Here is a 15,998-nt window from a genome sequence, read left to right on the forward strand (position 1 = left end):
GCCCCGTTCCGTTCCGGAGGCGGGAGGCCCGGGAGTCCCACCGGACCGTACACCCGCACCTTCCGACAGCCACGGAAGACAGGGGGCCGGTACCGCACCCGCGGCACCGGCCTCCGGTACGTTCGAGGCCACTTCCCTCATTCGTGTGGAGCACTCCCGGGCACTGGTCCGGACGGGTGAGAAGCCTTCCGGTGGCGCGCGGCGGCGTCGATAGGGTCGCGCGGTGACCTCAACCTCAACCGAATTCCGACCGGCCGAGCTGGGCACGCTGGTCGTCCTCGCCTGGAGCGGCGAGGCCCCCGACGGCTCCGACATGCCCTACCTGCTGGCCTACTCCCTGGGCGACACGGCGGGCGGCCCGGAGGGCACCGCCACCGCGGTCGAGCGGCTGCTGGTGAGCAGCGGGCTGCCGGTCGGCGGCGAGCTGGTCGACGGCACGGGCCGGCCCAGCCTCCCGGTCAGCCTGCTGGTCGAGGCCGGCCAGGCGGTCCTGCGGATGCCGCAGCTCGTCGCCCAGGCGGACGCGCCGCCGGAGTGGCTGGCCGCCGTCCGGGAACGCGGTTACGCCTACCTCGTCTTCACCACCCGCGCCTGGCCGGAGGGGGAGCCCGGCAAGGCCGTCGAGCCTGCCGCGCTGGCCGCGTTCGCCGGTGCCGAGCAGACCCTGTACGCCGCCGCGCATGTCGTCCTGCCGGCCACCCGCCTGCGCGGCTGATGCCGAAAACTCTGGCCGGTGGCAGAGGGCTCGGGCTGCTGCTGGTGCTCGCCGGGGCGGCCGGACTCCTCGCCTCCTGGGTCATCACCCTGGACGAGTTCAAGCTGCTGGAGGACCCGGGTTTCGTGCCGGGGTGCAGCCTCAACCCCGTGGTGTCCTGCGGCAGCGTGATGAAGAGCGATCAGGCCCGGGTCTTCGGGTTCCCCAACCCGATGCTGGGACTGGTGGCCTACGGCATCGTGGTCTGCGTCGGCATGAGCCTGCTGGCCGGCGCCCGTTTCCCCCGCTGGTACTGGCTGCTGTTCGGGGCCGGATGCCTGTTCGGCGTGGGGTTCGTGTCCTGGCTGCAGTTCGAGTCCCTGTACCGGATCGACGCGCTGTGCCTGTGGTGCTGCCTGGCCTGGGTCGCCACGATCCTGATGTTCTGGTACACCACCGCACTGATCGTCCGCGCGGAATTCCTGCCCGCTCCCGGCCCGCTGAAGATCTTCTTCGCCGAATTCGGCTGGGTGCTCCCGGTCCTGCACATCGGAGTGATCGGCATGCTCGTCCTGACCCGCTGGTGGGATTTCTGGACGGCCTGAACGGCGGGTTGGACGGCGCGCTGAGCGAAGGGCCGAAGGGCGGGCTGAACGACGAGCTGAACAATGACCAGCCGATTATTACGGCAGCCGGGGGAAATGTGCACTGTTGGTGTTTTCCGGCTCGTTACGCGGTACGGACGTCGCATCCCCGCATCCTGAAAGGGACCGTACCTGACATGAAGCCGACCACCCGAGGAACCCTCGCCGCCGTCGTCACGGGCGTCACGGCCGCCCTGGGGGCCGCCGCCACCCCCGCCGCCGCGAACCCCACGGTCCCGGTCCCCGTGCCCCTGGACGGCGTCTCCAAGTCCCTGGGCGTGGAGGTGCCCAGGGCAGGTCTGGAGCTGCCGCTGCTGACCCCGGGCGTGCCCGAAGGGCCGCGCTTCGTCACCGGGCGGCTGCTGCCCGACCGCGTCCTGCCCCAGGTGCCGTTCCGGGGCGCCCTGCCCGGCGCGCACCTGCGGGGGCCCCTGCCGCACCTCGTCGGCGGGGGGTTCGACCACGTCGGTATCGACGCCCCCGCCTCCGACCTGCGCACCCTCAGCCCCGGTCTGGCGCTGGACGCACCGCTGACCCCGCCCGACCCGAACAACTACGGCGTGCCGGCCCTCAAGATGCCCCAGGCCGCGGTCCTCGCCCCCGTCGTGCAGACCGTGGCCGACGCCGACCTGGGCGCGGGCCCCGGACTGTAGCCGCGCACCGCGGTAACCCCCGTAACCCCGGTAGCCGCCGTAACCGCCGTAGGCACCGTATCCACTGAACCCGCCGTATCCGCTGTATGCACCGAATTCGCTGTGCCCCGCGAATTCGCCGTACCCGCCGTATGGCTCTACGGCGGTGACCCCGCACTCCCTCGGCCGGTTAGCCGGAACGAACATCTGGACCCGAGCGAGGAGCGAGCATGGTCGTCGGTGTCGGCGGAGTGCCGGTCGGTGCGGAGCAACAGCAGGGGGCGGGGGCGGCCAGACCGTCCCGCAGAGAGGTGGCGCGGGGGCTGCTGGCCTCCGCCGCCGCGGTGTCGCTGGCCCCGGTCGTGGCCGCCTCCCGGCCCGCGCCCCCGGCCGAGGCGGCCGACGGCAGCTCCTTCGACGAGACCTACCGGGGCCGTCGCATCCAGGGCGTCCTGGTGTCCGACGCCGCGCGCCAGGCCGCCGACGCCGCATGGCGGATCACCATCGACGGCCGGCCGCTGCACCTGATGCGCCGGGCCGACGGCTCCTGGATGAGCATGATCGACCACTACACCTCGTACCCGACGCCGCTGGCGGCCACCCGGGCGGCCGTGGACGGGCTCGGGCCCGGTCAGCGGCTGCGCGACCTGGCGCCGGGACCGATGGGCGGCGGGCACCTGGCGCATCGGACGGAGGGACACGATGGCGTACGTGCGTAGGGACGTCAGCACCCTCACGGCGAGCGAGCGGCGGCGCTTCGTCAACGCGCTGCTGGCACTCAAACGGCGCGGTGAGTACGACGAGTTCGTCCGCATGCACATCGACTTCTACACCGCCGACGGCGAGAACGGCCTGCGCAGCGCCCACATGGCGCCGTCCTTCCTGCCCTGGCACCGCCGGTTCCTGCTGGAGCTGGAGCGGGCACTGCGCCGGATCGACTCCTCGGTGACGGTGCCGTACTGGGACTGGACCCGGGACCGCACGAAGACCTCCGTGCCGTGGACGAAGGATCTCCTCGGCGGGAACGGGCGGCGTTCCGACCGGCAGGTGACCACCGGCCCGTTCGCCTACGCGTCGGGCCACTGGACCATCAAGGAGGGCGTCACGGACGGCAGGTTCCTCACCCGGGACCTGGGCCGCTCCGCCGCCCCCATCCAGTTGCCCACCCGCAGCGACCTGAAGTGGGCGCTCGACGATCCCGTCTACGACGTGTGGCCCTGGAACTCGACCGTCACCAAGGGCTTCCGCAACAAACTGGAGGGCTGGGGGGCCGGCAGCGGCAGCGTCTCCTGGCGCAACCACAACCGGGTGCACCGCTGGGTCGGCGGAGCGATGCTCGGCGGCGCCTCGGTCAACGACCCGGTGTTCTGGCTGCACCACGCCTTCGTGGACCTGCAGTGGTACCGCTGGCAGCGGGCCCACCGGAACCACCGCTATCTGCCGGCCGAACCGCCCGGCGCCGGCGACGCCCAGCACGGGCGGGTCGTCGCCCGGCACGAGAAGTTGCCGCCCTGGGACGAGACGCCGGACCAGCTGGAGGACATGAGCCGGACCTATCGGTACGGGTGACCCCACGGTCGTGACCGCGTGCGTGTGTCCCCGGAGAGGCGAAAAGCCCCGGACAGGGGATGAGCCTCGGACAGGGGAGGAGCCCCGACACGGGAGGAGCCCCGCACACGGGGCACGGGGCACGGGAGGAGCCCCGCACACGGGAGGAGCCCCGGCGCTCGGAGTGCCGGGGCTCTTGCCCGTACGGGCCGGACGGCTCAGTCGCCGTAGGAGCCGGTGCTGCCGTGGCCGCCGCCGGCGTTGAGGCAGGCGTTGCCGAAGGCCGGGTTGAGCAGGGCGATCACGTTGACCGTGTTCCCGCACACGTTGACCGGGATGTGGACGGGAATCTGGATGGCGTTGCCGGACACCACGCCGGGCGAAGCGACGGCCCCACCCTGGGCGTCCGCGTCGGCCAGGGCCAGCCCGGCCCCGCCGATCAACACGGAACCGGTGCCGAGGGCGACAGCGGCTGCCTTCGCGATGCGAGACATCACGTTCTCCTTTTGTAGCCGGGGAAGCGCAGCGGCAGACCAGCCGCCGCACTCCCCGTTCAACGGCGCCGACCGGGGCGGGTCACGGTGATCAGCCGCGGATCACCCTTTCAACGGCAGGTCCCTCCGTCGTAGGGCCGGTCATCGGCTGGAGTCCGGCCGCGCCGGAGCGAGGGGCCCGGCGAACGCGTGGTGGGCGCCGGGGAGGCCGCCTGACCGGACGTCACGGCAGCAGCCGTACCGGGGTGCCCGCGAGATAGGCCCGGATGTTCTCCACCGCCTGGCCGTAGTACGTCGCGTAGTTGGCGCGCGAGACGTAACCGAGGTGCGGCGTGGCCAGAAGCCGGGGCGCACCGCGCATCGGGTGATCGGCGGGCAGCGGTTCGACGTCGAAGACGTCGACACCCGCGCCCGCGATGCGGCCCTCGCGCAGCGCGACCAGCAGCGCGTCCTGGTCGACGATCGCGGCGCGGGAGGTGTTGATCAGGTAGGCGGTCGGTTTCATCAGGGCGAGTTCGGTGGCGCCGACGAGGTCGCGGGTGCGGTCGCCGAGGGCCAGGTGGACGGATACGAAGTCGCTGTCGCTCAGCAACTCCTCCTTGCTCCCCGCCAGCTCCACGCCCACCTCCTCGGTGCGCTCCTTGGTGAGGTTCTGGCTCCAGGCACTGACCCGCATCCCGAAGGCGAGCCCGACCTGTGCCACCCGGCCGCCGATCTTCCCCAGCCCGAGCAGGCCCAGCCGGCGTCCGTGCAGATCGGCGCCGACGGTCGACTGCCAGGGCCCGTTGTCGCGCAACGCGTTGCTCTCCTGGACGATCCCCCTGGCCAGACCGAGCAGCAGCGCCCAGGTCAGCTCGACCGGCGGGGTGCTCGAACTCGCCGTACCGCAGACGGTGACGCCGTGCGCCTCGGCGGCGGCGTAGTCGATGACGCTGTTGCGCATGCCGGAGGCGATGAGCAGCTTCAGCCGGGGAAGGCGGGCGATCAGGGAGCCGGGGAAGGGGACGCGTTCGCGCAGGGTGACGATGATGTCGTAGTCGGCGAGAGCCGCGGCGAGGGCGTCCTCACCGTCGAGGTGGGCGCGCAGCGCGACGACGTCCACCCGGTCCCGGACCACCGACCAGTCGGCCGACTCGATGCCCACACCCTGGAAGTCGTCCAGCACCACACAGCGAAGTCGCACATCATCTCCCTTGCCGGTGTCCCTTGCCGACGGCGACTGTACCGACCACCCACACACCCACCCCGACCGAGGCACAGCGAGCTCCCGGCCCGAAGAAGGCGAAGAACGCCAACGTCCCCGCGACCCCGCCGGCGAACGCGACCCCACCACCCCGCCGCCGTACCTCCGCTGTCCGCTCCCGCCCTGGTTCCTGCTGCTCGGTCATGTCCGACTCACCTGGTGACGTGGTGACACCGACTCACGCGACGCACGCCGTTGACGTAGAGGCGAGCGCACGCCTTTCCATGACGAGGGAGCTGCCGCGGCACGTCCGGTAGGTACGGTTCACGATGTCGGCGTAGGTGACGTGGATACGTGAGTTGCAGGAACCACTGCCGAGTGCGGCGACCAGCGGCCGAGACGGCGGCCTGAGGTGCGGCAGGGCCAAGGTCGGTCCCATTCTGGTGATTGCCCGATGAACACCAGGGCAACTGGGATCCGGGCCGACCCGTTGCGGGGGAGCGAGCTGTCTCACCGAAGTGAGTGATCACGAAGACACTCTGCTGACCAGCGGAAACGTTCCGCGACTCGGTCGTCGTTCGCGGTGAAATCCCTGTCGGCTGCCCGAGGCCCCGGTCTGCTGTCTCAGCCCGGCGGGGGCCTCGACCCGGGGGTGGGGCGGTGATGTGTGGTGAGCAAGAATGAGCCCATGAGTCATGGTTTACGACGTGTCAGTGGAGTGGTGGTCCTGATCGCGGGCATTGCGCTGGGCGCTTGGGTCGTCTTCGGCAGCCCACACCACTGGCACGGCACCCAGGCGCTGGGGCGCATGGCCCTGGGCCTGGGATCTCTGGCGCTGGTCAGCGGCTCTGCACGGCTGATCTTTCCCGGCGTACCTCTGGAGCGATCCGGCAGCCGGAGCTAGACGGATCCGGCGGCCGGTACTGGACGGATTCGGCAGCCGGTACCGGAGGGATCGGGCGGCCGGTACCGGAGGGATCCGGCGGCCGGAACTGCGGCACGTGGGAGCGGGCGAGGTCGGGCGGCGGTCCGGGCCCCCGCCCCGCATGCCGAACCAATCGCGTCGAGCCTCGTTGATCAAGTCATGGACAAGTTGATCTCGACGGCGGTCGTCGCCGTGGCAGCCGGCATGATGCTGCTCGTGTCTCCCGCTCATGCGACGACCCCCAGGAACGCTGTGCCGACGCCCGCCTCGGACACGAGCGACAACGGTGGCTCGGACACGAACGACAACGGCGCCTCGGACACGAACGACAACCCGGTCGGGGACCTGCTCGAGGCGGGCCCCCTTTCGCTCCCGGAGGCCCTCGCCCCGCTTTTTCCGGCCGAGTGATCGCAGGAGCGGTGATCTCCGAGCCGACGGCGCCCGCCCTCCTGCCCCGGGGCCTCAGGTCCGGAGAGGCCCCAGGCTCATCTCGGTCATGCCACCGCCCGTGAGGTTGGGAGCCAGCTGGGGCACCCAGAACACGGCGACCGCGAGCGCGAGCGAGGCGAGCCCCACGCCGCGGGCGAGGAGACGACCTCGCGGCAGGCGTTTCTCCGCGGTGACGGTGGCAGCCAGGCCCACCGTGGCCCACAGATTCATCACACCGAACGCGGTGAGCAGCAGCATCAACGACCAGCAGCAGCCCAGGCAGAACGCCCCGTGCCGGGCCCCGGCCCGCACGTGGCGCGAGGGCCCGCGGTACGACGCGTACCGCAGCAGCGAGCCGATCGGCGAGCGGCACCTGGCGAGGCAGAAATCCTTGAGCGCGGTGAGCTGATAGGCACCGTTGACGGCGAAGACGGCGGCCGCCACCGCCGTCCCCGCCGCGGGATACGTGGTACCGACCCGCGAAGCGCCGACGGCGAGGCCGTACGCCGGCAGTCCGGCCGCCGCCCACACCAGTAGGTAGCCGACGGTGAACGCGATCATGCGCGGCGTGCGGTGCACGGGTGCCGTCCGTGCGTACAGCGAGGCGACCGGTGCCGTGGCAGGCAGCATCATCGCGGCCATCATCACGATCCACGTGCCCAGAAAGGCGGGCAGAGCCCCGGCGGCGGTCAGGGACCCCATGTCACCCCGGCGCAGCGCCGTCCAGGTCCAGGCCACCGCCGCGGTGAGCAGCACCAGCCCGGTGAGGCCCGCGGGGCGGCGGACCGTGACCGCTGTCCGGGTCACGCCGACCACGAGAAGGGCGCCGAGTGTGCGTTGTGGCCCGTGAAGTCCCAGGAACGGCCCTGTACGCCGTGCCCGGTGGCCCGGGTCGACCGGGCGACCGTCAGCGTGCTGTTCGCCGGGTGGAACATGCCGGTCAGTCTCATCACGGGACCGTCCTCGCCGAACTGCGGGGCCACCTGGTCCTCGATCTCGATGTCGATCGCGTCCGCCACCCGCACGGCGTGGCGACGACCGTCCTCGTGGAAGTCGATGGGGACGCGTTCGACGCCGAGGACCTCGCCGACGAGGGGGGCGAGGGCCGCCATGGGTCCACCCGCCTGCCCGGAGAAGACCTTGCCCAGCGCGTCCGCCTGGCGGTCGTCGGCCGAGGCGTCGATGTACAGGGCCACCTGCCAGCCGCCGTCGGCCATCACACGCGGCGCGTCGGCGAAGACGACGACACTGTGGTCCGACACGTCCACGCCGTCCACCTCACCCTGTGCGACGTGGAACGCGAAAGTCACCTGGCAGCGCTCGTTGTCGGCGGGTGCGGTCAGCCCCGAGGTGGTGCACGGACACACGGTGTCGCAGTTGCAGCTTTCGAAATAGGTACCGTTCACATTCCAAGCCATGTCCGTACTCCTGCCTGGCTCACCCGCCCGCCGACGGGGTGAAGCGGCGCCCGGCCGGCAGAGCGCAGGGCCCGAGGCGGGCGCCGGTCTGATGCGGTGCCTCGGCCTCGGGGTGGAAAATCGGGGCCGCGGACGGTGCCGTACGTCCGCCGGTCGCAAGATCCGCACCGGGGCGACTCACTGGCCCGAAACGGCCGCCGCCCGAGTACTTCCAGGCTATCCCCGCCCCCGCGCACCACGCCTGTCACATTCGCCCCGACCGTGACCCCCATGTCGGCAGACAGCCACGCCCCACGGGCTCATCGCCACCCCGAGCGGCAGAACGTCATCACGGGGAACCGGGCGCAAGGTCTCCTGAGACAGGAGTTCCCGGAAATTCATGGGTTCCGGTCTCCCGGAGTCGAGACAGCCGACAAGTGAGACGACCGCGCACGCTTCTGGCGCGCCGCCCAGCCGACAAGGCGTCAACGCGCCGCGGTCGTGTACCCCTCGATGACGCGGGCCGCCTCGGCGAACGGCATGTGGAAGAACTCGCGGTCCTTGCGGACGCGGTAGCCGGCGAGCAGGGCGTGAATGTCTGCCTCGACGCGCTGGGCGTGGGCGACGGTCCAGGCGCCGCGCACCCCCCAAGGGATGATCACGCCGGTCGCCGAGTTGATCTCCTTGGCCCGGGTCAGGGGATCACGGTTGGTGTAGCCGATCTTCAGCATCTCGGGGGCTTCGCGGGTGGAGAGTACGTAGACGAAGCCGCGGCCGTCGAGGGGAGCCGACCGGCCGGCGGCGAAGTCCCGCAGCCGATCGGGGATTCCCGCGCTCTCCAAGGTGGCCGCGGCCTGCGTCGCCGCCTGCCAGTTCGCGTCCCGGAGGCACTGACGCAAGTGGTGGAGCGTGCCGGACGTCTGGCGTGCTTCCTTGAAGGAGGGATACCCCAGCTGCGCGGACACCGTGAACCAGTCCCACTGGTCCTTCTTGTACGTCCGGGTGAACAGCCCCTTGACCGTGGAGAGATCGTCGAGCCGGCCGAGTGCCGCGAGGTGCCCTTGAGCGATGGTGGCCAGGACCGTCCGCGCCGCCTCGACGCGCCCGCGCTGCACCTCCGGTTTGACCGGAGCCAGTCCGAAGCCCCACTTCTGCTCTATTCGCTTCACCTGCCGCCCAGCCTGACCACGTGATTCCATGCGGTGATCTTAGGCAGCGGCACGTGTTCCCCTGACCGGTGGCTCAGCGGCGTGCGTCGTCAGTGCTTGAAGGAGCCCTTGGTCCTCTCTTTCGCGCCCCGCATCCTGCCCCGCGTTTCGAGGGCGGCACCCTTCGCTTCGAGGGTTCCCTTGTGCACCGCGTGGGCCACCTTCCGCACGGTCCTTCCCACCACCTGCTCGGCCTTCGCCTTGGCTTTCTCTCCGGCACTCATCTCGGTACCTCCGCGCTCACTGACCGGGTGCCCTTGAGGCAAGGAGGAAAACGTGAGCAGGCGGCGTTTCACTGCCCCACCGCGGCCCCCCCGAAGTGGCGGGAGGAACCCCGGTTCGCATCCGGGCGACGGCCACCTCGGACACACCGCTTCCCAGAGTCGGGATCGGACGAAGGCCCTGGCGTGACGTGCCCGTAGTGCCCGAAGGGCCGTGTCGCCAGCGCCCGCCGCACCGAGGGCCGGCTCTCCGATCCGACGGCGGCTTGAAGCTGCCGGAGATCTCCCCGAGCGGCCGTCGAGTGACGTCCGGGGCTGGGGCTGGGGTGTGTCGAGTGCCGCCCGCTCCGAGCAGCAAAAACGCCCTCCCGAAGGAGGGCGGAGACAAGCGCCCCCGGCAGGACTCGAACCTGCGGCCAAGCGCTTAGAAGGCGCCTGGTGGAATTTGGGTTACGCCCCTGCTGACCTGCATATAATCCCGTGTCTTGGATCCCTTCGATCGACCTTCGACACGCATTCGACAGGCACTCGGGTCCCCGGCGAGCTCCGTCATGGAAGATCGTCGCAGTACTGCGCTTGGAGCGCGATGGCGCCAGCAGTGCTGGCGTCTGCGACGGCTGCCAGTTGGTTCTTGAAGGCTTTGACGTCACCACTTGACGCAAGTGGCGCGGCATCCGCGGCGGTCTCGGCTTGAGTCTGTGCTCCCAAGCCGCCGTCGCGATTCAGCTCCTTGGCCGACTCGCATACAGTCTCCCGGTTCGGTTTGCCCAAGTCACCGGTCTCAAGCCGGCACACAGGATCAGAGATCATTTTCAGGTCCTGAGCCTGCTTCACGATCTCCCCGGCTGCGGTCAGCGTTGCGTTGCTCAGAGACACAGCAGAGACGAGCAAGTCGCCCGACTTGAGTAGAGCTTCGTGGGCTTTGGTCGAAGCGACACAGGCTGGAACGGTAGGGGAGGCAGAAGGGGTGGGGTGAGCTGCCGACGTGGGTTCGGCTCTGGAAGACGTGTGTCCAGATGGCGGTGCGGAGGAACAGCCTGCGATGCAAGCCGCCATAAACAGCGCGACTGTGACCAACCGACGCAAGGGCGCACTCCTGAAGGAATCGTGAAGGTCGACTGAGCATATGGTCAGCCACCTCAGGAGGCAGATGAGTAGGGCTGATTTCTTGAGTCGAGGCTGGACAGTGAGGCATGCCGATCCGCCTCACTGTGTGCAAGGCCTGCATCTGAGACCAGCACGAGCGACCTTGTCCAGCGGCGCCGTTAGGCGGCACGTTCGCCGTCGACTGTCAGCTAACGGTTGATCGGAATCTCGTAGACGATCTCGCAGTGAGCGGCGGGCACCACGATGTCCGCCGTCTCCACGGGCCGTCCCTGGTCGCTGTAATACGTCCGCCGGATGTGCGTGACGAGCGCGGCTTTCTGGATGCCCAGGAGGGACGCCTCCTCGGCGGTCGCCTGCCTCGGCTCAGGCTGCTCCACGGCGTGGCTGACGGTGACACCGATCGTGGCCATCCGGTTTACGACCCCCGCCCCGGCGTGCGGCCCTCCCTCCGGGAGGACGACAAGAGTGCCGGCGGTGAGGTCGTACGGCTCCCAGCTCGTGGACAGCTGCACCGGCCTGCCGTCGGCCAGGAACTCGTACGTGGTCCGGACGCACAGGTCGCCCTCGGCGATGCCGAGCCGCGCCGCGATGTCCTCCGGGGCCGGCACCTTGGCCTCAGTCCGGCTCTCCCAGTCCCCTTGCCTGCCCACGGCCTTCATGTCTGCCCGGAACGGTGACCCGTCGGGTCGCTCACGCGCGGACGAACGGACCACCCGCACCCGCTGTCGGGGCTCGGCGACGTACGTGCCCGAACCGGCGCGGCCCTCCAGTACACCCTGGGAGATCAGCAACTCCTGCGCCCGACGGACCACGTTCTCGCCGACCCCGTACTCCTGGCCGATCTGGGCGCGGGACGGCAGGCGGTCCCCGGGCTCCCACGCGTGCTCCGCGATCCGGCGCCGGAGTTCGTCGGCGATGCGGAGATAGGGCGGCTGCTCAGGCATATGGAAAATCTAGTCCACTAGCTCTAATCTAGTTAACTAGCTTTACTGAAAGTGATCGCCGGTTGACGGAGGCTGCCCTGTGCCCGCTTCGGGATCTCATGTGGCGGCCATCGTCGCCCGGCTGTCAGCCATCGGGTTGCCCACGCGTGTGGAGGAGTACGACCGCTACACGTCGGTCGAAGCGGAGATACCGGAAGCGCTCTCCGCCGACTTATGGCGGGAGGTCCTGGAAGTGGTGGCCGAGGCCGATCGGTTCGGACTCCTCGCCACCAGCTTGAACGGCCGCACCCTCTGGGCGGTCGTACACAAAGCGGTCCCCGCGACGGGCGATGTCGGGGGACCGAGCCATCAGCGATAGGAGCTGAGCAGCGTGCTCAACCGTATCCGCCGTGCCGTATCGCTCGCCAGAGCGCGGTACGCCCCCAAGGGCAGGCACCGCCGCCCCTTAACGCCATCCCGGTCGACGGTCGCCCCCACCTTCCCGGCGTCCGCCGATGCGTCGAGGCGGCCACTGGACCGGGTTTCCGACATCGCCAACCATCGACTCCCGCTCGCAGGGGAGGACAACGCACTCGTCCGCCCCTACGTGCTGGCCTGGGAGGAACGAGTACGGCCCCGGGCGGTGGTGGTCGCTTCCCATCTGCCGGCTGAAGCCTGGTCGAACTTGGCGGGGGCCCGCTGATGTCTCCACGCCAACAGCTTCGCGTCACCGACGCCTCGACCGTCTCCTACCGGTCGACCGCCTGCCGTATCGGCACACACCCGCTCTGCACTGAGCCATCTCCCGTCTCCACGCCGATCGACCTGCCGGTTGTCTATGAGACGTGCGCGTGCCCGTGTCACTCGATGCCGAGCCACTCCAAGCCCAGGGAGGTGCAGCGGTGAGCGGCTGGGCACCGGGCGGCGCGCTGGTTTCCACTGTCGAGGTCACGGCGACCACCGTGCAGCGTGGCGACGTCATTCAACTAGGCGGCAGAGCGTGCCGCGTCATGGACCTCTTCCAACTCCCCCAAGGGGCCAAACGACTTCTCTTCGAGTCTGGCGAGCTGCTGACCATACACACGCGAACCCGGCTCGCTGCCGTTCGCATGCAGAGAAGGCGGTGACCGGTCTGTGCCTTCACGCCATCACGACATCGCCGACGATCTCCGGCGCCAGATCACAACCGGCGCAGTCAAACCGGGTGAACGCCTGCCGTCCGAGGCAGACCTCGCCCACCGATACAAGGTCAGTACGGCCACACTGCGAAGTGCGCTCGCAGTCCTCCAGGGCGAAGGTCTTGTCGAGAAGATCCACGGAAAGGGCAACTTCGTCCGCCGCTCCCTCCGCAAGATCGTGTACGTCGGGGGATGGGGAACGCTGGATCCCTGGACCGCCGCTGAAGCGGCCATGCGCGTCACTGTTCGCACCACCACCGTGCAGGCAGACGGCCATCTGACGTCCTTGCTGAGGGTGCCGACGGGCAGCCCGCTCGCTGAGTTCTTCTGCATCAGCCACGAGGGAGACTCACCGCACGGTATGGCCCGCATCTACATCCCGTGCGACCTGGCGCCGGCCGGGGTGCTGGGCGACGACTCCTCATCGTGGAACACGGCCACGCGATTCGCCGTCCTCGGCTCGGCACCGGCAACCGTCCGGGAGACGGTATGTGCTCGTCCACCGACACCGGACGAGGCATCCGCCCTCCGGATCGGCCCAACGGCGGCAGCCCTCGCGATCACCCGGGTCGCGACCGACGCCACCGGTCGAGTCGTCGAGGCCGCGCTACTCGTGTTCCCAGGAGATCGCGTCGACGCGATCTTCACCACCCACGACGTGACCGATGAGAAGGGCACCCAACGATGACGGCACCGAACGAACTGCGACTCCTTCCGTGGTCGGGGCCGGAGGGGAAGCCCTGCTACTTGGACACCGACGACAAGGCCGGCTACATGTCCCGCCTGGCGGACAACATCGAAGCGGTGCAACTGGGGACGGCAGCCGACCTGCTGGAGCATGCCTCCGACACCCTCGACGACCAGGACGCCGGCCCGGAAGACTTGCAACGGCTGGCGAGCGAACTGACCAGGGCGTTGCGGGACGTGCTCCGCGTTGCAGTCAGCCGCGGTCACCTCCTGGCGGTGAGCGACCCTCATCGATCCTGAAGGGAGGCGCTGCCCTCTCTCAAAGGCTGAGGCAGCTTCCTTCGCCGCGGCGGCTGCGTGCGACCTGAGATGCCGGTCTCCTGACTTCCGTCCCCGCCGAACAACAAGCCTGACGAAGCCCACGGTTGTGAACACCATGCCGTGGGCTTCTGTCATAGCTGGGCGGCCTCGGACGGCCCGGAGACGGCTCGGCTGCCGCAGCGCGTCTCCGTGTTGAACAGCTGCGCGGTTCGTACAACGAGCGACAGGGCAAAGTTCACAGCGGCAGCCAACCATCTGTCAGTGGCGCCGTCTATTTTGCGGCTTGTGGATTGGTTAACAGACGACGAGATCGTCGCCCTGACAAGCGAAGAGTTCGATGCATGGGTCGATACTTTGGAACCGTGCAAGGTTTGCTTCGGCAAGCTTTGGCGGGTTGATGCGGGACCCAAAGGAAGGGTATGTCCGCAGTGCCGCAACGCCGAACGGCAGGCACGTAGACACAACCTGACGCGTGCTCGTGTCAATGCAATCCTCAGAGTTCAGGATGACACCTGCCCCCTCTGCGGCTGCCTGGGAGGCGATTCCTCGATGGAAGGGCCGTCATGGTGGCACATTGATCACGACCATCGCTGCTGTCCCGGTCCAACCTCTTGCGGACAGTGCGTACGAGGACTGCTGTGCAGGGACTGCAACACCCGCGGCTTGGCTTGGTACGAGAGTCTCGCTGCCGACTTGCAAACCTGGGATCATGCCAACGCCTACTTAACCGATCCTCCAGCGCAGAGACCAGAGGCAGCGGTGCTGTTCCACGGTGATCTCACTGGCGTCCGCTCACGGGATGGGTCCTTTGCTGACTGGCGCTCCAACAGGCCCCTCCATGATCCCTTTTAGCGTCAGAGCACGTACCACATCAGCGATACGGAGATCGCGTGACCTTGCAGCACAGGGGCCAAGCCCTGAGCTTGGGAAGCTCGTGTCTTTTGGCGGCACATGTTGCGCTGACCTGCGGCGGAGTGGTGATGGATCCCTGGTTGCCCCCGAGGTCAGCCCCTGCTGTTCCTCGTTGTTCCCCGCAGGATCTGGCACGGGTCTGGCACGAAACTGTCAGACGCACGAGGAGTTGTGCGCCGCGCGTCAGCCAGATTCGGACCAGAGGAAGCTGGCAACGAGGGATAGCGCTGGACAGGATCGGATCAAAAAATTCTTGAGAGGGAGGCTGACCAGGAGGGGAGCGGATCAGCCCGGTTGGTCGGGTGTAGGCGTCCGCAGCGCGGCCCGACCTGGGAAGTAGCTCCAGAGCCTGTGAGGCTGAGACGATCGAGGCAGCGACGGAAGCCGATATGGCCCTAAAGCACTTTATCCACAGCATAGTTGGATCGTCAGTCCTTGATCACACTCTGGAGCCGCTTCATGTCCAGTTTGCCTTCGCGTGCTGGCGCAGTCGCGACATTCACCCTCTGTTTTACAGGTTGCACTGATGGTCGGTGGGCTCCACCGCCGGCGGTGATCGTGTTTGTAGTACTTGTGTTAGCGCTGGCTGCTTGCGCTGGCCTTGACTGTGTCGATCCGGGCGCCCTCGCGGTGCTGGCCGCGGCCATGGCCGAGTTGCTGGTCGGTCATCGCTCCGGTGATATCAGGGAAGACCAGGGCCTGTAACCATGGGCCGACGTGCCAGGAGCATCGACGGCAGTGCAGGGCCACGGCTGCGGGAGCTAGTGGAATACCTGCGTGAGCTCAAGGCAGCCACCCGCGTCACTTATCGTGCGATGGCGAGGCGCACAGGGCCCAAGCCGTATTACTGCGGGGCATCGACGCTTAGCCAAGCGGTTACCGGTGCCCGGCTTCCTCGGCTCCAGGTCGTGGAAGCTTACGCTCGTGCCGCTGGTGACCCCACTGACCAAGACGCACGTCAGCGTCGGGTCCGACGCGTCCGGCAGCTGTGGAAGGCTGCGGCCATCGAGCAGGCACGTCCACTTCGGACAGGTCGTGGATGCCGGCTCCGACAGATCCGTACGCCGGAAGCTCTTGGGCAGGGCCTAGCTGTATTGATCACGAGCGTTGTTGACACTTGGCGGGCTTGATCATGGCGAAGACCTCCGGTGTGGTGGAGCTGTCTAGGACTGCACCGCACGGAGGTCTTCGTGTCCCACCGTAATGCCCGGCTGACCGTTCACGGCAGGCGGCTGCTCGTCGAGCGTGCCCGCTCCGGCCGTCCCGTCGCCCATGTCGCCGCCGAGATGGGCATCTCACGCGCCACGGCCCACAAGTGGATCCGGCGCTGGCGGTCCGAGGGCGAGAGCGGACTCATCGACCGTTCCAGCCGCCCCCGCAGGACACCGCACCGGACCGCGGCCGCCACCGAGGCGCACGTCTGCCGGCTGCGGCAGGACCGCAAACTCGGCCCGGCACGCATCGGCCCCATCCTGGGCCTGCCCGCCTCCACCGT

21 protein-coding genes are annotated in these 15,998 nt (G+C 68.9%); 13 read left to right on the top strand and 8 right to left on the bottom strand.

The features are described 5' to 3' along the window. Window positions 1-223: 223 nt before the first annotated feature. The 5 genes from ACZ7KF_RS18220 to ACZ7KF_RS18240 all read left to right on the top strand — a co-directional run bounded on the left by ACZ7KF_RS18220 (window position 224) and on the right by ACZ7KF_RS18240 (window position 3,539). Entirely contained in the window at window positions 224-715 is a 492-nt protein-coding gene (locus ACZ7KF_RS18220) for a DUF5949 family protein (protein ID WP_471075385.1), read from the top strand. Further along, the gene (locus ACZ7KF_RS18225; RefSeq protein ID WP_471075388.1) at window positions 715-1,299 is read left to right on the top strand and encodes a vitamin K epoxide reductase family protein; all 585 of its coding nucleotides are present in this window, start codon (window positions 715-717) and stop codon (window positions 1,297-1,299) included. Before ACZ7KF_RS18220 ends, ACZ7KF_RS18225 begins: the two co-directional genes overlap by 1 nt. 176 nt (window positions 1,300-1,475) lie before the next feature. Beyond that, a complete protein-coding gene (locus ACZ7KF_RS18230) occupies window positions 1,476-1,991 on the top strand; it encodes a hypothetical protein (protein ID WP_471075391.1) in 516 nt (171 codons plus the stop codon). A gap of 209 nt (window positions 1,992-2,200) precedes the next feature. After that, complete coding sequence (locus tag ACZ7KF_RS18235; RefSeq protein ID WP_471075394.1) at window positions 2,201-2,689, top strand: tyrosinase family oxidase copper chaperone; 489 nt, start codon at window positions 2,201-2,203, stop codon at window positions 2,687-2,689. Beyond that, window positions 2,673-3,539: a tyrosinase family protein gene (locus ACZ7KF_RS18240; protein WP_471075397.1), complete on the top strand. Its 867-nt coding sequence runs from the start codon at window positions 2,673-2,675 to the stop codon at window positions 3,537-3,539. Before ACZ7KF_RS18235 ends, ACZ7KF_RS18240 begins: the two co-directional genes overlap by 17 nt. Before the next feature lie 197 nt (window positions 3,540-3,736). Here ACZ7KF_RS18240 and ACZ7KF_RS18245 read toward each other — a convergent pair whose 3' ends face one another. Together ACZ7KF_RS18245 and ACZ7KF_RS18250 are read right to left on the bottom strand one after the other, a co-directional pair. Then, window positions 3,737-4,012 carry a chaplin gene (locus ACZ7KF_RS18245; RefSeq protein WP_471075400.1) on the bottom strand — a complete coding sequence of 92 codons (276 nt, stop codon included), beginning with the start codon at window positions 4,010-4,012 and terminating at the stop codon, window positions 3,737-3,739. A gap of 223 nt (window positions 4,013-4,235) precedes the next feature. Beyond that, a complete protein-coding gene (locus ACZ7KF_RS18250) occupies window positions 4,236-5,195 on the bottom strand; it encodes a D-2-hydroxyacid dehydrogenase family protein (protein WP_471075403.1) in 960 nt (319 codons plus the stop codon). A gap of 1,084 nt (window positions 5,196-6,279) precedes the next feature. Between ACZ7KF_RS18250 and ACZ7KF_RS18255 the strand changes: the two genes are divergently transcribed. Further along, window positions 6,280-6,528 carry a hypothetical protein gene (locus ACZ7KF_RS18255; protein ID WP_471075406.1) on the top strand — a complete coding sequence of 83 codons (249 nt, stop codon included), beginning with the start codon at window positions 6,280-6,282 and terminating at the stop codon, window positions 6,526-6,528. A gap of 54 nt (window positions 6,529-6,582) precedes the next feature. Here the strand turns inward: ACZ7KF_RS18255 and ACZ7KF_RS18260 are convergent, their stop codons facing one another. The 6 genes from ACZ7KF_RS18260 to ACZ7KF_RS18285 all read right to left on the bottom strand — a co-directional run bounded on the left by ACZ7KF_RS18260 (window position 6,583) and on the right by ACZ7KF_RS18285 (window position 11,426). Then, window positions 6,583-7,356: a DUF2182 domain-containing protein gene (locus tag ACZ7KF_RS18260; RefSeq protein WP_471075409.1), complete on the bottom strand. Its 774-nt coding sequence runs from the start codon at window positions 7,354-7,356 to the stop codon at window positions 6,583-6,585. Continuing rightward, window positions 7,353-7,967 carry a DUF1326 domain-containing protein gene (locus ACZ7KF_RS18265; protein WP_471075412.1) on the bottom strand — a complete coding sequence of 205 codons (615 nt, stop codon included), beginning with the start codon at window positions 7,965-7,967 and terminating at the stop codon, window positions 7,353-7,355. Before ACZ7KF_RS18265 ends, ACZ7KF_RS18260 begins: the two co-directional genes overlap by 4 nt. Window positions 7,968-8,431: 464 nt before the next feature. Next, window positions 8,432-9,145 (bottom strand): GIY-YIG nuclease family protein, encoded by a 714-nt coding sequence (locus ACZ7KF_RS18270; protein WP_471075415.1) that lies wholly within the window; start codon window positions 9,143-9,145, stop codon window positions 8,432-8,434. 59 nt (window positions 9,146-9,204) lie between these two features. Then, window positions 9,205-9,378, bottom strand: coding sequence for a hypothetical protein (locus ACZ7KF_RS18275; RefSeq protein ID WP_471075417.1), 174 nt, complete (start codon window positions 9,376-9,378; stop codon window positions 9,205-9,207). Window positions 9,379-9,924: 546 nt separating this feature from the next. After that, on the bottom strand, window positions 9,925-10,251 hold the full coding sequence (locus tag ACZ7KF_RS18280) for a hypothetical protein (RefSeq protein ID WP_471075419.1): 327 nt from the start codon (window positions 10,249-10,251) through the stop codon (window positions 9,925-9,927). A 419-nt stretch (window positions 10,252-10,670) separates the two neighbouring features. Continuing rightward, window positions 10,671-11,426: a GntR family transcriptional regulator gene (locus ACZ7KF_RS18285; RefSeq protein ID WP_471075422.1), complete on the bottom strand. Its 756-nt coding sequence runs from the start codon at window positions 11,424-11,426 to the stop codon at window positions 10,671-10,673. A gap of 79 nt (window positions 11,427-11,505) precedes the next feature. On the opposite strand from ACZ7KF_RS18285, the gene ACZ7KF_RS18290 reads away from it, so the two are divergent. The 7 genes from ACZ7KF_RS18290 to ACZ7KF_RS18320 all read left to right on the top strand — a co-directional run. Continuing rightward, window positions 11,506-11,784: a hypothetical protein gene (locus ACZ7KF_RS18290; protein ID WP_471075425.1), complete on the top strand. Its 279-nt coding sequence runs from the start codon at window positions 11,506-11,508 to the stop codon at window positions 11,782-11,784. A 523-nt stretch (window positions 11,785-12,307) separates the two neighbouring features. Further along, on the top strand, window positions 12,308-12,532 hold the full coding sequence (locus ACZ7KF_RS18295; RefSeq protein WP_471075428.1) for a hypothetical protein: 225 nt from the start codon (window positions 12,308-12,310) through the stop codon (window positions 12,530-12,532). Window positions 12,533-12,539: 7 nt separating this feature from the next. Continuing rightward, window positions 12,540-13,271, top strand: a complete 732-nt coding sequence (locus ACZ7KF_RS18300; protein WP_471075430.1) for a GntR family transcriptional regulator — start codon at window positions 12,540-12,542, stop codon at window positions 13,269-13,271. Next, a complete protein-coding gene (locus ACZ7KF_RS18305; RefSeq protein WP_471075433.1) occupies window positions 13,268-13,570 on the top strand; it encodes a hypothetical protein in 303 nt (100 codons plus the stop codon). The genes ACZ7KF_RS18300 and ACZ7KF_RS18305 overlap by 4 nt, the downstream gene beginning before the upstream one ends. 306 nt (window positions 13,571-13,876) lie before the next feature. Beyond that, window positions 13,877-14,443 (top strand): endonuclease domain-containing protein, encoded by a 567-nt coding sequence (locus tag ACZ7KF_RS18310; RefSeq protein WP_471075479.1) that lies wholly within the window; start codon window positions 13,877-13,879, stop codon window positions 14,441-14,443. A 767-nt stretch (window positions 14,444-15,210) separates the two neighbouring features. Then, window positions 15,211-15,633: a helix-turn-helix domain-containing protein gene (locus tag ACZ7KF_RS18315; RefSeq protein ID WP_471075436.1), complete on the top strand. Its 423-nt coding sequence runs from the start codon at window positions 15,211-15,213 to the stop codon at window positions 15,631-15,633. A 60-nt stretch (window positions 15,634-15,693) separates the two neighbouring features. After that, on the top strand, window positions 15,694-15,998 hold a 305-nt coding region (locus ACZ7KF_RS18320; RefSeq protein ID WP_471075440.1), incomplete at its 3' end, for a leucine zipper domain-containing protein.

It is taken from the genome of Streptomyces sp. NPDC038200 (assembly GCF_055600785.1).